At 72.9% G+C, this 13768-nt stretch carries 13 protein-coding genes, 1 tRNA gene and 1 pseudogene; 8 read left to right on the top strand and 7 right to left on the bottom strand.

Translation table 11 applies throughout. The features are described from left to right. Nucleotides 1-133: 133 nt before the first annotated feature. The 4 genes from ACLGIH_RS04525 to ACLGIH_RS04540 are packed head-to-tail and all read right to left on the bottom strand — an operon-like array spanning nucleotide 134 to nucleotide 4090. The gene (locus ACLGIH_RS04525; protein WP_416523911.1) at nucleotides 134-1036 is read right to left on the bottom strand and encodes a sugar phosphate isomerase/epimerase family protein; all 903 of its coding nucleotides are present in this window, start codon (nucleotides 1034-1036) and stop codon (nucleotides 134-136) included. 1 nt (nucleotide 1037) lies between these two features. After that, entirely contained in the window at nucleotides 1038-1985 is a 948-nt protein-coding gene (locus tag ACLGIH_RS04530) for an ATP-binding cassette domain-containing protein (RefSeq protein WP_416523912.1), read from the bottom strand. 6 nt (nucleotides 1986-1991) lie between these two features. Beyond that, entirely contained in the window at nucleotides 1992-3068 is a 1077-nt protein-coding gene (locus ACLGIH_RS04535) for an ABC transporter permease (RefSeq protein ID WP_416523913.1), read from the bottom strand. After that, a complete protein-coding gene (locus tag ACLGIH_RS04540; protein ID WP_416523914.1) occupies nucleotides 3068-4090 on the bottom strand; it encodes a sugar ABC transporter substrate-binding protein in 1023 nt (340 codons plus the stop codon). The genes ACLGIH_RS04535 and ACLGIH_RS04540 overlap by 1 nt, the downstream gene beginning before the upstream one ends. Nucleotides 4091-4312: 222 nt before the next feature. On the opposite strand from ACLGIH_RS04540, the gene iolC reads away from it, so the two are divergent. Genes iolC through ACLGIH_RS04565 form a run of 5 tightly spaced genes read left to right on the top strand, consistent with a single transcriptional unit; the run spans nucleotide 4313 to nucleotide 9776 of the window. Next, the gene (gene iolC / locus ACLGIH_RS04545) at nucleotides 4313-5320 is read left to right on the top strand and encodes a 5-dehydro-2-deoxygluconokinase (protein ID WP_416523915.1); all 1008 of its coding nucleotides are present in this window, start codon (nucleotides 4313-4315) and stop codon (nucleotides 5318-5320) included. Then, nucleotides 5317-6195 (top strand): Cgl0159 family (beta/alpha)8-fold protein, encoded by an 879-nt coding sequence (locus ACLGIH_RS04550; protein ID WP_416523916.1) that lies wholly within the window; start codon nucleotides 5317-5319, stop codon nucleotides 6193-6195. The genes iolC and ACLGIH_RS04550 overlap by 4 nt, the downstream gene beginning before the upstream one ends. Before the next feature lie 20 nt (nucleotides 6196-6215). Next, nucleotides 6216-7109, top strand: coding sequence for a 5-deoxy-glucuronate isomerase (gene iolB / locus ACLGIH_RS04555; RefSeq protein ID WP_416523917.1), 894 nt, complete (start codon nucleotides 6216-6218; stop codon nucleotides 7107-7109). Beyond that, entirely contained in the window at nucleotides 7106-8986 is a 1881-nt protein-coding gene (gene iolD, locus ACLGIH_RS04560) for a 3D-(3,5/4)-trihydroxycyclohexane-1,2-dione acylhydrolase (decyclizing) (RefSeq protein WP_416523918.1), read from the top strand. Before iolB ends, iolD begins: the two co-directional genes overlap by 4 nt. 34 nt (nucleotides 8987-9020) lie before the next feature. Continuing rightward, the gene (locus ACLGIH_RS04565) at nucleotides 9021-9776 is read left to right on the top strand and encodes a GntR family transcriptional regulator (RefSeq protein ID WP_416523919.1); all 756 of its coding nucleotides are present in this window, start codon (nucleotides 9021-9023) and stop codon (nucleotides 9774-9776) included. A 7-nt stretch (nucleotides 9777-9783) separates the two neighbouring features. On the opposite strand, the pseudogene ACLGIH_RS04570 reads toward ACLGIH_RS04565, so the two are convergent. Beyond that, nucleotides 9784-10771: pseudogene (locus tag ACLGIH_RS04570) on the bottom strand (aldo/keto reductase). A gap of 145 nt (nucleotides 10772-10916) precedes the next feature. Here ACLGIH_RS04570 and ACLGIH_RS04575 point away from each other — a divergent pair. After that, nucleotides 10917-11303, top strand: a complete 387-nt coding sequence (locus ACLGIH_RS04575; protein WP_416523920.1) for a BlaI/MecI/CopY family transcriptional regulator — start codon at nucleotides 10917-10919, stop codon at nucleotides 11301-11303. Between the two features lie 6 nt (nucleotides 11304-11309). After that, a complete protein-coding gene (locus ACLGIH_RS04580) occupies nucleotides 11310-12242 on the top strand; it encodes a M56 family metallopeptidase (protein WP_416523921.1) in 933 nt (310 codons plus the stop codon). Nucleotides 12243-12303: 61 nt separating this feature from the next. Here the strand turns inward: ACLGIH_RS04580 and ACLGIH_RS04585 are convergent, their stop codons facing one another. Together ACLGIH_RS04585 and ACLGIH_RS04590 are read right to left on the bottom strand one after the other, a co-directional pair. Then, nucleotides 12304-12759, bottom strand: a complete 456-nt coding sequence (locus ACLGIH_RS04585; RefSeq protein ID WP_416523922.1) for a tellurite resistance TerB family protein — start codon at nucleotides 12757-12759, stop codon at nucleotides 12304-12306. A 245-nt stretch (nucleotides 12760-13004) separates the two neighbouring features. Continuing rightward, nucleotides 13005-13078: transfer RNA gene (locus tag ACLGIH_RS04590), tRNA-Pro, on the bottom strand. Between the two features lie 100 nt (nucleotides 13079-13178). Between ACLGIH_RS04590 and ACLGIH_RS04595 the strand changes: the two genes are divergently transcribed. Next, the gene (locus ACLGIH_RS04595; RefSeq protein WP_416523923.1) at nucleotides 13179-13757 is read left to right on the top strand and encodes a DUF309 domain-containing protein; all 579 of its coding nucleotides are present in this window, start codon (nucleotides 13179-13181) and stop codon (nucleotides 13755-13757) included. The last annotated feature ends 11 nt before the right edge of the window (nucleotides 13758-13768 follow it).

Below are 13768 nucleotides of genomic sequence, written 5' to 3' on the forward strand. Positions count from 1 at the left end.
GCGGACGGGAGTGACGCCGGCGGGAGAAGCCGTCACCCGGGCCGCACCAGCGACAACGGCCTGCCGAACCGGCCGTGCGCGGGGCCCGCGCACGGCCGGTTCGGCGGGCCGCCTCGGGCCGCCTCGGGCCGGGTCAGGCGCCGCAGGAACGCAGGAACCTGCGGGTGCGGACGGCGATGGGCAGCGGCTTGTCCGGCTCGCAGGGGTACATGTCCTGCTCGACGATCGCGAACAGCTCCACGCCGAGCCGCTGCGCGGCGGCCAGCACCGGTTCCAGCTCCGGCACCCCGCCCGGCGGTTCGCACATCACGCCGCGCTGCACGGCCGGCCCGAAGGGCACGCCGTTCGCGGTGACGTCGGCGAGGATCCCCGGGTCGACCTGTTTGAGGTGCAGGTAGCCGATGCGCTCGCCGTAGGTCTCGATCAGCTTGACGCTGTCGCCGCCGCAGTAGGCGTAGTGGCCGGTGTCCAGGCAGAGGTTGACCAGCTCGGAGTCGGTGGAGTCGAGGAAGCGCTCGACGTGGTCCTCGGTGTCGATGTGGGTGTCGGCGTGCGGGTGGACGACGATGTCCAGGCCGTAGGTCTCCTTGACCTCGTGGCCGAGCCGCTCCATGCCCTTGGTCAGGTGGGCCCACTGCTCGTTCGTCAGCTCGCGGGGCTCCAGGATCTCGGCGGTCTTGTCGTCCCGCCAGAAGGAGGGGATGACGACGAGGTGCCGGGCGCCCATGGCCTGAGTGAGCGCGGCGACCCGGCCGACCTGTTCCCAGGTGCCGTCCCACTCGGCGGGTCCGCGGTGCAGGCCGCAGAAGATGGTGCCGGCGGAGACCTTCAGGCCGCGCCGGTCCACCTCGTCGGTGAGCCGGGCGGGGTCGGTGGGGAGGTAGCCGTAGGGGCCCAGTTCGATCCAGGAGTATCCGGCCTCGGCGACCTCGTCCAGGAAGCGTTCCCAGGGCACCTGCAGCGGGTCGTCGGGAAACCAGACGCCCCAGGAGTCGGGGGCGGAGCCGACCCGGATGCGGTCGAGGGCAGGGGGCATGTCAGGACTTCCCTTCGGTCCGTTCGGGCGCGGCGGGCCCGCCGGGTGCGGTGGGCTCGGCGACCGGTTCCCGGGTGAGGTCCCGGTCCTCCGGAAGCCGCTCCACGTCGACGCCGCCGACCTGCGCCAGCTCGTGCTTGAGGGCGGCGAGTTCGGCGCCGCCGGCCATGTGGTTGGTCAGTTCCTCCAAGGTGATCTCGCTGCGGGCGGCGGACAGTTCCAGGGTGCCCAGGCGCAGCACGGTGAAGTGGTCGCCGACCATGAAGGCGTGGTGGGGGTTGTGGGTGATGAAGATGACGCCGAGGCCGCGGTCGCGGGCGGCGGCGATGTACTTCAGCACCACGCCGGACTGCTTGACGCCGAGGGCGGCGGTGGGCTCGTCCAGGATGAGGACGCGGGCGCCGAAGTGCACGGCGCGGGCGATGGCGACGCACTGGCGCTGGCCGCCGGAGAGGGCGCCGATGGGCTGCTCCAGGTCGTCCAGGACGATGCCCATGTTGCGCAGTTCCTCGTCGGCGGTCTTCTTCATGCCGGCGATGTCGAGGCGGCGGACCGGCCAGGGTCCCTTGGTCAGCTCGGAGCCGAGGAAGAAGTTACGCCACACCGGCATCAGCGGGACGGTGGCGAGGTCCTGGTAGACGGTGGCGATGCCGCGGTCGAGGGCCTCGCGCGGGGTGGCGAAGCGGACCGGTTCGCCGTCCACGAGGAACTGGCCCTCGGTGTGCTGGTGCAGCCCGGAGATGATCTTGATGAGGGTGGACTTGCCGGCGCCGTTGTCGCCGAGCACACAGCTCACCCGGCCGGGGTGGACGGCCAGGTCGACGCCGTGCAGGGCGCGGATGTTGCCGTAGGACTTGCCGGCGCCGCGCAGTTCGACGACCGGGCGGTCCCCGTCGGGTCCGGTGTCCTTGAGGACGGCTCCATGGGTGCCGGTGGTGTTGCTGGTCATTTCCGATCACCTCCGGGTCGCCGTGCGGCGGACCCACAGATTGACGAGCACGGCCCCGAGCAGCATCACGCCGAGGAACGCCTTGAACCAGTCGGGGTTCCAGCCGGCGTAGACGATGCCCTGGTTCACCATGCCGAACATGAACGCGCCGAAGACGGGGCCGATCGCGGAGCCGTAGCCGCCGGTCAGCAGGCAGCCGCCGATGACGGCCGCGGCGATGTAGATCAGCTCCTGGCCGACGCCCTCGCCGGACTGCACGGTGTTGAAGGAGAACAGCTGGTGCATGCCGACGAACCAGGCGCCGAGGCCGACCAGCATGAACAGGGAGATCTTGGTGAAGGTCACCGGGACGCCGACGGCCCGGGCGCTCTCCTTGCTGCCGCCGACCGCGAAGATCCAGTTGCCGTACCTGGTGCGCAGCAGCACCCAGGTGGCCAGCGCCGCGAAGGCGAGCCACCACACGACCGTGATCTTCACCTGGACGCCGCCGATGTCGAAGGAGGAGGCGAAGACGGCCCTGGCCTGGTCGAAGCCGTCCATGTCGCTGATGTCGTCGGTGGCGACGTTGCCGGTGACCAGCTTGGTGACGGCGAGGTTGACGCCCTGGAGGATCAGGAAGGTGCCGAGGGTGACCAGGAAGCTGGGCAACCCGGTCTTCACCAGCAGCCAGCCGTTGAACGCGCCGACGCCGAGGGACACCAGCAGGGCGACGAGCACGCCCATCCAGATGTTCAGGGTCAGCTGGTAGCTGAGCATGCCGGCGGTCAGCGCCGAGGTGATGACGGCGACGCCGGCCGACAGGTCGAACTCGCCGCCGATCATCAGCAGTGCCACCGGAAGGGCCATGATCCCGATGGTGGACGACTGGTAGAGGATCGTCGCCATCGACCCGCCCTGGCGGACCGTCGGGGCCGCGATCAGGAAGAAGACGAGGACCGCGACGGCGCCGAGGAAGACCCCGACCTCGGGCCGGGCGAGCAGCCGCAGGGCCAGGGGGCGCTGCCGGGTCCGCCCGTCGGACTGCCGGGGGCCGGGGGCCGGCGGTGGGGTCACCGCCGGCGCAGCCTGCTGGGTCATGCCCATCACCGGGTGCCCTTCGCGGCGAACTCGGCGATCCTGTCGACGTTGGACTCGTCGACGAAGGCCGGGCCGGTCAGCACCGGCTGCTCACCACCGCCGCTGTAGTTGCCGTTGTTCTCGTAGAGCCACAGTCCGTCCACCGCGAGGTAGCCCTGGAGGTAGGGCTGCTGGTCGACGGCGAACTCGACGGTGCCGTCCTTGATGGCGCCGGTCAGCTGCTTGTTGAGGTCGAAGGTGGCGACCTCGGCCTTGCTGCCGGTCTCCTCCACCGACTGCGCGGCGGTGAGCGCGAACGGGGCGCCGAGGGTGACGACGTGGTCGATGGCGCCGTCCTGCTTCAGCTTGGCGGTGATCGTCGACTTCACGGACGGCATGTCGGTGCCGTTGACGTAGAGGTTCTCGATGGCGCCCTCGAAGGTCTTCTTCACGCCGTCGCAGCGCTGGGTGAGGCCGATGTTGCCCTGCTCCTGGATGACACAGACGGCCCTCTTGGCGCCGACCTCGTTGAGCTTCTTGCCGAACGCCTCGCCCGCCACGGTCTCGTCCTGCCCGAAGAACTCCAGCAGGCCCAGCTCCTTCCAGTCGCTCAGTCCGGAGTTGAGCCCGACGACGGGTATCCCGGCCCGCTGTGCCTTGGCCACCACGCCCTTGAGGGCGTCGGGCTTGGCGAGGGTGACCGCGATGCCGTCGACCTTCTGGTCGATCGCGTTCTGCACCAGGTTGGCCTGGTTGCCGGCGTTCGGGTCGGCGGAGTAGATCAGCTCGATGTTGTCCTTGGCGGCTGCGGCCTCGGCGCCCTTGCGGACGATGTCCCAGAAGGTGTCGCCGGGTGCCTGGTGGGTGACGAGGGCGACCTTCATCCGGGGGGTGTTCGCCTTGCCCGCGGAGGCGCCCGAGCCCCCCTCCTCGTCGGCCTTCTTCCCTCCGGAGCCGCTGGAGCAGCCGGCGAGGGTCAGGGCCGCCGCCGCGGCGAGGGCCACGGCGGGGGCGATTCTGCGGGAGCGGGCGTGCGAAGAGCGGTCCATCTTTCCTGCACCTCACTGTGCGACGGGGAGCCGTGTGCCGAGAGGAGACGGCTTTGCGCTGGCACCGGATACAAGTCCTTGGGACGCCCGCTGTCAATACTTTGTCAAGACATCACTTCACGAGCTAGTCCGAATGTAAGTACAAAGTATTGACAGGGTTGGTGCCCGAGTCCTACACCTGGGAGTCGGCAGGCCCCCGCCCAGCCCCGAGGAGCTTCCTACATGGCCGAATACGCCGAACACTTGGCCGAGTCAGCCGAGTCGGCCCAGCCCTTCGATCTGATCACGATGGGCCGGATCGGGGTCGATCTGTACCCCCTGCAAACGGGCGTACCGCTCGCCGAAGTGGAGACCTTCGGCAAGTTCCTGGGCGGCTCGGCCGCCAACGTGGCGGTCGCCGCGGCCCGCCTGGGCCGCCGATCGGCCGTGATCACCCGCACCGGCGACGATCCGTTCGGCGGCTATCTGCACCGGGCTCTGAAGGAGTTCGGCGTCGACGACCGCTGGGTCACCCCGGTCGCCGCGTACCCGACGCCCGTCACGTTCTGCGAGATCTTCCCGCCGGACGACTTCCCGCTGTACTTCTACCGCCGGCCCAAGGCCCCCGACCTGGAGATCCGCACCGAGGAGCTGGACCTGGCGGCCGTCCGCGCGGCCCGCGTCTTCTGGATCACCGGCACCGGCCTGAGCGAGGAGCCGAGCCGCTCCGCCACCCTGGACGCCCTCGCGGCCCGGGCCGGGGCCGGGACGACCGTCTTCGACCTGGACTGGCGCCCGATGTTCTGGACCGACCCGGAGGCGGCCCGCCCGCACTACGCCGAGGCACTGCGGCACGCCACCGTCGCGGTCGGCAACATCGACGAGTGCGAGATCGCCACCGGCGTGCGCGAGCCGAAGGCGTGCGCCGAGGCGCTGCTGGCGGCGGGCGTGGAGCTGGCCGTGGTGAAGCAGGGCCCGAAGGGGGTGCTCGCCGTGCACCGCGACGGGACGACGGCCGAGGTGCCGCCGGTGCCGGTCGAGGTGGTCAACGGCCTCGGCGCGGGCGACGCCTTCGGCGGGTCGCTCTGCCACGGCCTGCTCTCCGGCTGGGAGCTGGAGCGCACCATGCGGTACGCCAACGCGGCCGGCGCCCTGGTCGCCTCCCGTCTCGCCTGCTCCTCCGCGATGCCCACCGCGGCCGAGGTCGACGGCCTCCTCGCCCGAGCCTGCCCGAACGGAGCGTCGTCTTGACCCTCAGCATCCCCGACCTCACCGCGGTCAGAGCCCGGCACCCGGAGGCGATCACCGAGGCCGCGGCCCGGCGGACGCGCCGCCCGCTGATCGGCGACAGCGGCCGGCTGATGATCGTGGCCGCCGACCACCCCGCGAGGGGCGCGCTGGCCGTCGGCGACCGCCGGCTCGCCATGGCCAACCGGGCGGACCTTCTCGGACGCCTGTGCGTCGCGCTGTCCCGGCCCGGCGTCGACGGTGTGCTGGCCACCGCCGACGTCCTGGAGGACCTGCTGCTGCTCGGGGCGCTGGAGAACAAGGTCGTCATGGGTTCGATGAACCGCGGCGGCCTCGCGGGCGCCGCCTTCGAGATGGACGACCGCTTCACCGGCCACCGCGCCGAGGACCTCGTCCGCCTGCGGTTCGACGCGGGCAAGCTGCTGCTGCGCATCGACTACGACGACGCCGGGTCGCTGGCCACGCTGGAGTCCACGGCCCGGGCCGTGGACACGATGGCCGCCCACCGGCTGCCGGTCTTCGTGGAGCCGTTCCTGTCCCGCCGGGTCGACGGGCGGGTGCGCAACGACCTGTCGGCCGGGGCGGTCACCCGGTCCATCGCCATCGCCTCGGGGCTGGGCGGCACCTCCGCCTACACCTGGCTGAAGCTGCCGGTCACCGACGACCCGGACGACATGGGCGAGGTCCTGGAGACCTCCACCCTGCCGGTCGTGCTGCTCGGCGGCGACGTCGGGAACGATCAGGACGTCGCCTACGAGCGCTGGCGCAAGGCGCTGCGCCTGCCCACCGTGCAGGGCCTGGTGGTGGGCCGCTCGCTGCTCTACCCGGCCGAGGGCAGCGTGGAGCAGGCGGTGGACACGGCCGTCGGCCTGTTGTGACGAGGACGGAGACGACCCTGATGACGTATCACCACCCTGCCGGGAAGACGGCGAACGGCCCCTACACCGTGGACGTCACCCCCGGGGACGCCGGCTGGGGGCACTCCGCTCTGCGCGTCCTGCACCTGCCGCCGGGCGGCAGCCACACCTTCGACGCCGACGACAGCGAGTGGATCGTCCTGCCGCTCGGCGGCGGCTGCACGGTCACCGCCGAGGACGGCTCCGGCCGGGACACCTTCGAACTGCACGGCCGCCCCGACGTGTTCAGCGCGGTCAGCGACTTCGCCTACGTGCCCCGGGACGCCCGTACGACCGTGACCTCGGCCGGCGGCGGACGGTTCGCGCTCACCGGCGCCCGCTGCACCCGCCGGCTGCCCGCCCGCTACGGACCGGCCTCCTCGGTCCCGGTGGAACTGCGCGGCACCGGCAACTGCTCCCGCCAGGTGAACAACTTCGGCGCCGCGGGCGTCTTCGAGTGCGACAAGCTGATCGCGGTCGAGGTGCTCACCCCGGGCGGCAACTGGTCGTCGTTCCCGCCGCACAAGCACGACGAGCACCGCCCCGGCGAGGAGTCGGTGCTGGAGGAGATCTACTACTTCGAGTTCGCCGCCCACGACGGCACCCCCGGCCTCGGCTACCAGCGGGTCTCGCCGTCCGGGCGGGGGCGCGGCACGGACGTGCTGGCCGAGGTGCGCGACGGCGACGTGGTGCTGATCCCCGACGGCTGGCACGGACCGTCGATGGCCGTGCCCGGCCACCACATGTACTACCTCAACGTCATGGCGGGGCCGGAGGACGAACGCGCCTGGCTGATCTGCGACCACCCGGATCACGCCTGGGTCCGCGACACCTGGCCCGAGCAGCCCGTCGATCCCCGACTCCCCCTCTACACCGCGCCGGAGAGGTCCGCATGAGCGCACACAGCGCCCCCACCCGCCGACTGACCACCGCCCAGGCCCTGGTCCGGTTCCTGGCCGCCCAGTACACCGAACGCGACGGCGTGCGCCACCGCCTGATCACCGGCACCTGGGGCATCTTCGGCCACGGCAACGTGGCGGGCATCGGCCAGGCCCTCGTCGAGTACGCCGACGTGATGCCGTACCACCAGGGCCGCAACGAACAGGCCATGGTGCACGCGGCGGTCGGCCACGCCCGGCAGCTGAACCGCCTGTCCGCTCAGGCGGTGACGACGTCGATCGGCCCCGGCGCCACCAACCTGGTCACCGGTGCCGCCCTCGCCACCATCAACCGGCTGCCGGTCCTCCTGCTGCCCGGCGACTACTTCGCCTCGCACGCCGCCGACCCGCTGCTCCAGCAACTGGAGCACCCCGTGTCCGCCGACGTGTCCGTCAACGACACGCTGCGCCCGGTCTCCCGCTACTTCGACCGGATCACCCGCCCCGAGGCGCTGATCCCCTCCGCGCTGGGCGCCATGCGGGTGCTGGCCGACCCCGCCGAGACCGGCGCCGTCACCCTCGCACTGCCGCAGGACGTGCAGGCGGAAGCCTTCGACTGGCCCGAGGAGTTCTTCGCCGACCGCCTCTGGCGCGTCCGCCGGCCCGCGCCCGACCCGGAGGAACTGGCCGAGGCCGTCCGCGCCGTCCGGGCCGCCGAGCGTCCGCTGATCATCGCGGGCGGCGGCGTCCACCACAGCGAGGCCGAGGCGGCGCTGAAGGCGCTGGTGGACGCCACGGGCATCCCGGTCGCCTCCACCCAGGCCGGCAAGGGCTCACTGCGCCACGACCATCCCGCCGACGTCGGCGGCATCGGCCACACCGGCACCGCGGTCGCCGACGCACTCGCCCGCACCGCCGACCTGGTGATCGGCGTCGGCACCCGCCACACCGACTTCACCACCGCCTCCGGCACCCTCTTCCAGAACCCGCACGTCCGCTTCCTCAACCTCAACATCACCGCCTTCGACGCGCACAAGCTCGCCGCGCGGACGCTGGTCTGCGACGCGCGGACCGGCCTGGAGAAGTTGACGGAGGCGCTTGCCGGCCACCGGGTCGACCCGGCGTACGCGTCCGAGTACGCCGCCGGCAAGGACCGCTGGGAGCGGATCGTCGAGACCGCCCACCGCGCCGACGACGACGGCGCCGTGCCGACCCAGACGCAGGTGCTCGGCGCGCTGGACGTGGTGGTGGGCGACGACGACGTGGTGATCAACGCGGCCGGCTCGCTCCCCGGCGACCTGCACAAGCTGTGGCGGGCCCGCTCCGCGCGCCAGTACCACCTGGAGTACGGCTACTCCTGCATGGGCTACGAGATCCCGGCCGCGCTCGGCGTCCAGCAGGCCGCGCCGGGCACCCCGGTGTGGGCGCTGGTCGGCGACGGCACGTACCTGATGAACCCCACGGAGATCGTGACCGCCGTCCAGGAGAACCTCCCGGTGAAGCTGGTGCTGATCCAGAACCACGGCTACGCCTCGATCGGCGGCCTGTCCGAGACGGTGGGCGCCGAGCGGTTCGGCACCGCCTACCGCCACCGGGCCGCCGACGGCTCCTTCACCGGCGCCCCGCTGCCCGTCGACCTCGCCGCCAACGCGGCGAGCCTCGGGATGGAGGTGCGGCGCGCGAAGACGGTGGGCGAGCTGCGCGAGGCGCTGGCCGCCGCCCGCGACTCGGACCGTCCGGCCTGTGTGTACGTCGAGACCGACCCGGCGCCGACCGCTCCCCCGGCCGAGGCCTGGTGGGACGTGCCGGTGGCCGAGGTGTCCGGCCGCGAGGCCGCGACCGGGGCCCGCGAGCGCTACGAGCGCGCCGTGGCCGACCGCCGCCGCCACCTGTGAGAGCGCCCGCCCCCGGACGAAGGAGGTACCTGTCGTGACCGCCGCCGCGCACCACTCGCTGGACCTCGCCCTGGACCGCACCAGCCCGGTCCCGCTGTACCACCAGCTCGCCCAGCAGCTGGAGGCCGCCATCGAGCACGGCGGGCTCGCCCCGGGCGACCGGCTCGGCAACGAGGTCGACCTGTCCGCGCGCCTCGGCCTGTCCCGGCCCACCGTCCGCCAGGCCATCCAGTCCCTGGTCGACAAAGGGCTGCTGGTCAGGCGGCGCGGGGTGGGCACCCAGGTGGTGCACACCCGGGTCCGGCGCCCACTGGAGCTGAGCAGTCTCTACGACGACCTGGAGGCGGCCGGGCAGGGCCCCACCACCCGGGTCGTACGCCACGAGCCGGAGCCCGCGGCCGCCGACGTGGCCGCCGCCCTGGGAGTGCCGGACGGCAGCGAGGTCACCGTCCTGGAACGGCTGCGGCTGACCCACGGCCGGCCGGTGGCCGTGCTGTGCAACTACCTCCCGGCCGGACTGCTGGAGCTGGACGACGCCCGCCTGGAGTCGACGGGCCTGTACCGGATGATGCGCGCGGCCGGCATCACCCTGCACAGCGCCCGGCAGACCGTCGGCGCCCGCTCGGCCACCGCCGAGGAGGCCGCCCGCCTCGACGAGCGGCCGGGCGCCGCCCTGCTGACCATGCGGCGCACGGCGTACGACGTCACCGGCCGGCCGGTGGAGTACGGCACGCACATCTACCCCGCCTCCCGGTACACGTTCGACTTCCAGCTGCTGGCGCGGACCTGACGCGGGGTCAGTGGGCGGCGTCCAGCCGGGCCCGCTGCTCCGCCGTCAGCTCCAGCTCCACGGCGGCGAGGTTCTCCTCCAACTGCGCCACGGAGGAGGCCCCGGCCAGCGGGACCACCGGCAGGTCGCCGCCCATCTGCCAGGCGAGGACGACCTGGCCCGCGGTGGCGCCGGTCTCCTTCGCCACCTCCCGCAGCACCGCCAGCCGGGCCGGGGTGCCGGGGTGGTCGTAGTCCGGCGGCAGCGGCTTGTCGGCGCGGGTGTAGGCGCCGGAAAGCAGCGGCGAGTAGGCGACCAGGGTCAGACCGGGCTCGGCGCGCAGACAGCCGAGCAGGTCGGGCCCGGCGTGGCCGAGGCTGCCGTCCGGGAAGAGGTCGCTGGGCACGTCGAAGCGCGGGCGCAGCAGGCTGTGCTGGTACTGGAGCACCTCGTAGCCGGGCAGCCCGGCCGCGGCGGCGATCGCGCGTGCCCGCCTCCACCCGCCAGGTCGCCTGATTGCTGACGCCGAGCAGCCCGACCGTGCCCTCGGCGACGAGGGCGGCGAAGCCCTCGACGGTCTCGCGCTGCGGCACGGCCGGGTCGTCGATGTGCGCGTACAGCAGATCGAGCTTCTCCACGCCCAGCCGGTCCCGGCTGCGTTCGGCCGACTCCCGGATCACCTTCGCCGACAGGCCCTCCGGGTTGTCGACGAAGCCGGTGCCGGGGGCCGGCGGGCGGGCGCCGACCTTGGTGGCGATGACGACCTCGGAGCCGATGCCGCGGCTGCGCCGCCACCGCCCGAGGAGTTCCTCGCTCTGTCCGCCCTGGCCACCGTCGGTCCAGAAGGCGTAGTTGCCGGAGGTGTCGATGAAGTTCCCGCCGGCCTCGACATAGCGGTCGAGCACGGCGAAGGAGGTCTTCTCGTCGGTCACCGAGCCGAACAGCATCGCGCCGAGCGCGAGCTCGCTCACCTCGCGGCGGCCGTCCGGACCGGTGCCGATGGTGCGGTACTTCATGGTGCGGCTCCTCCCGTGCGTACCCGGTCGTCCGGGCACACCCCGGAGTCTTCGGCTTGCAGTGCGCTCGAAGTCAACCCGCCGTGTCGGATGTCCTTACGATGGACCGCCTGTGACGTACGCGGCAGCCGAAGGGAGACAGGGCGTGACGGACCACCGGCGGCCCCGGCGACGGGGGCAGGGTGAGCTGGAGGTGCAGGTGCTGTCGGCGCTGCGCGAGGCGGACGGCCCGGCGAGCGCGGGCTGGGTGCAGGAGCGGCTCGGCTCGGACCTGGCCTACACGACGGTGATCACGATCCTCACCCGGCTGCTGGCCAAGGGGGCGGTGACCCGGGAACGCGCCGGGCGGTCGTTCCTGTGGACGCCGGCCGCGGACGAGGCGGGGCTGGCCGCGCGGAAGATGCGCAAGGTGCTGGACGGCGAGCAGGACCGGGGGGCGGTGCTGGCCAGCTTCGTCACCGGACTCGGCCCCGAGGACGAGCGGCTGCTGCGCGAACTGCTGGATCGGCCGGCGGACCACGGGGAAGACTGAGGCCTCATGGGGGTCTTCGTGTTTCTGCCGCTGGTGCTGCCGCTGACGGCCTGGCCGATCGCCCGGCTGGCCGAGCAGCACCTGCATCCGCGTGTCGCGACGCGACTGCTGACGGGTGTGGCCGGCGTGATGGCGCTGTGCAGCACGGTCTGCCTGGGACTGCTGATGGTGGTCGGCACCGCACAGCTGCCCGGCAATCCGCTGCCGGACGGCTGGTCGGACCCGGAGGTCCGCGCGGCCGTGCCCTACGACGAGGTGGCCGGCCGGGCGGCCATCCCCGCGCTGCTGGCCGTGGCCGTGGTGTGCGGCCGGACGCTGTGGCGGCACCGGCGGGTGCGCCGCCGCGCCCACCGGGCGCTCGCCCACCTGCCCGCGACGGAGGTGGCGGTACTCCCCGACGAGGAGCCGTACGCGTACGCGCTGCCCGGCGGCGCCCGGGACCGGATCGTCGTCAGCACGGCCCTGCTGCGCAGTCTGCGGCCCGCCGACCGGCGCGCCCTGTTCGCCCACGAACGGGCGCACCTGTCGGCGCGTCACCACCGGTTCCTGCTGGTCGCTCAGCTGGCGGCGCGCGCGAACCCCTTCCTGCGCCCGCTGCGCACGGCGGTGTCGTACACGACGGAACGGTGGGCGGACGAGGATGCGGCCCGGGCCGTCGGCGACCGCCGGACGGTGGCACAGGCCATCGGGAAGGCCGCGCTGGTCTCACGGGGCACGCCGGCCCCCGCGCTCGCGGGGTTCGCCGCACCGGGGCCGGTGCCGCGCCGAGTGGCCGCTCTGCTGGGGCCCGCTCCCGCGACGCGCACCTGGCCGTCGGTGTTCACCGGCGTGGGGGTGGCGGCATGGCTGGCCGCCGCCGGGACGGCCGTGTCCGCGATGGCGTCCGCCAACTCCGCGGTGACGATGGTCTTCGTCCTGCACGCGGCCACGCCGCTGTGAGGCCTGAAGCCTGAGACCAGGGGCCGGAGGCCGGGGGCCGTGGGGAGCGGGGGCCGGGATCTCAGAGGTCGAACTCGTGCGGCGGCAGGTCCAGCGCGAAGCACGCCTCCCGTACGACGGCCTGCTCGTCCTTGTCGAAGTCGCCGTCGGCGCCGCCGATGACGATGCCGATCTGGATGACGGCACGCGCCTCGGCGGGCTTCTTCTTCGCCTTGCCGATCTCCTGGAGCACGCCGACCTTGCCGAAGGCGAAGTCGGCGGTGAGCTTGTCCAGGTTCTCCTCGAAACGCCGGCGCAGATCCATGGCGTCGAAGTTCTGCAGCACCTCGTTGGTGGCGATGAGCTGGGCCACCCGCTGCCGCTCGGCGGGGTCGACGGTGCCGTCGGCGGCGGCGACGAGCGCGCACATCGCCATGCTCGCGTCGCGGAAGGCCCCGCTCTTGAGGTCGTTCTTCTTCGCCGTCAACTGGGTCTGCATCTGCGACGCGGACTCCTTGATGCGGTCCCACAGGGCCATGAGCACTCCGTTTGCCTCTCAGGGCATGCCCGGACGGACCGAACGGCGGGTCCGGACAGCCAGATTTCTACAACAATGTAGAAGGTATCAGTGTGACGGCCCGTCCGCGGCGGTCCGCCCGTGCGGTGATCCCGGCGCTCCTCGCCCAGCCGCACGCCGGGGACCGCCAGCAGGTGTGACGAGAAGACCTCAGAGACGAAAGAAGGGTCTTCCCGGGCTCGTGCCCGTGAAGACCCTTCACAACGTCGGGACGACAGGATTTGAACCTGCGACCCCTTGACCCCCAGTCAAGTGCGCTACCAAGCTGCGCCACGTCCCGATGCGCTCGCACACGGCGAACCGCGCGATCACGCGGACAGCACTCTACCGCACGCTCCCCCGTACGCCGAAGCGGGCACGGGCGCGGGACAATCGAGGTCATGGACAGCACCCCCTCGAACCCGCCTACGCCCTCGACCCCCTCCACCCCCTCCACGCCCTCGACCCCCTCGAACCGCCCGGCGGACCCGCGGGACCGCGACAGCGAGGGCCGGGCACGCAACGCCCGGCCGCGGGACGGACTCGGCCGGCCGCTGCCGTACGGCGCCGAGGGCGTGCCCCGGCAGCCGGAGGGCCTGGTGCGGTCCCCGGAGGAGACCGTCGTCGAGGCGCAGCGGCTGCTCGACGAGGGGAAGCCGTTCCACGCCCACGAGGTCTTCGAGGACGCCTGGAAGTCCGGGCCCGAGGAGGAGCGGGAGCTGTGGCGGGGCCTGGCCCAGCTCGCCGTCGGGCTGACGCACGCGGCCCGCGGGAACGTGACGGGCGGCGCCAGGCTGCTGCGGCGGGGGGCCGGCGCCGTGGAGGAGTGGGCGGCGCGCTCCGGGCGCCCCGAGCCGTACGGGGTGGCTCTCGCGGGGGTCGCCGGCTGGGCACGGGAGCTGGCCGCGGACGTCGAGGGTGGCGGCGCGGCCGTGGACGCGGGGGCGCGGGCGCCCCGGCTGCACGGCCGGGGGACGTGACGGCCGGCGGC

Source organism: Streptomyces hamibioticus (assembly GCF_047946815.1).
In the GTDB taxonomy this organism is placed as follows: domain Bacteria; phylum Actinomycetota; class Actinomycetes; order Streptomycetales; family Streptomycetaceae; genus Streptomyces.

Coding starts and splice junctions, on each gene's coding strand:
- ACLGIH_RS04525 (WP_416523911.1), bottom strand. CDS start 1,036: ATGCCCCCTGCCCTCGACCGCATCCGGGTCGGCTCCGCCCCCGACTCC.
- ACLGIH_RS04530 (WP_416523912.1), bottom strand. CDS start 1,985: ATGACCAGCAACACCACCGGCACCCATGGAGCCGTCCTCAAGGACACC.
- ACLGIH_RS04535 (WP_416523913.1), bottom strand. CDS start 3,068: ATGGGCATGACCCAGCAGGCTGCGCCGGCGGTGACCCCACCGCCGGCC.
- ACLGIH_RS04540 (WP_416523914.1), bottom strand. CDS start 4,090: ATGGACCGCTCTTCGCACGCCCGCTCCCGCAGAATCGCCCCCGCCGTG.
- iolC (WP_416523915.1), top strand. CDS start 4,313: ATGGCCGAATACGCCGAACACTTGGCCGAGTCAGCCGAGTCGGCCCAG.
- iolB (WP_416523917.1), top strand. CDS start 6,216: ATGACGTATCACCACCCTGCCGGGAAGACGGCGAACGGCCCCTACACC.
- iolD (WP_416523918.1), top strand. CDS start 7,106: ATGAGCGCACACAGCGCCCCCACCCGCCGACTGACCACCGCCCAGGCC.
- ACLGIH_RS04580 (WP_416523921.1), top strand. CDS start 11,310: ATGGGGGTCTTCGTGTTTCTGCCGCTGGTGCTGCCGCTGACGGCCTGG.
- ACLGIH_RS04585 (WP_416523922.1), bottom strand. CDS start 12,759: ATGGCCCTGTGGGACCGCATCAAGGAGTCCGCGTCGCAGATGCAGACC.
- ACLGIH_RS04595 (WP_416523923.1), top strand. CDS start 13,179: ATGGACAGCACCCCCTCGAACCCGCCTACGCCCTCGACCCCCTCCACC.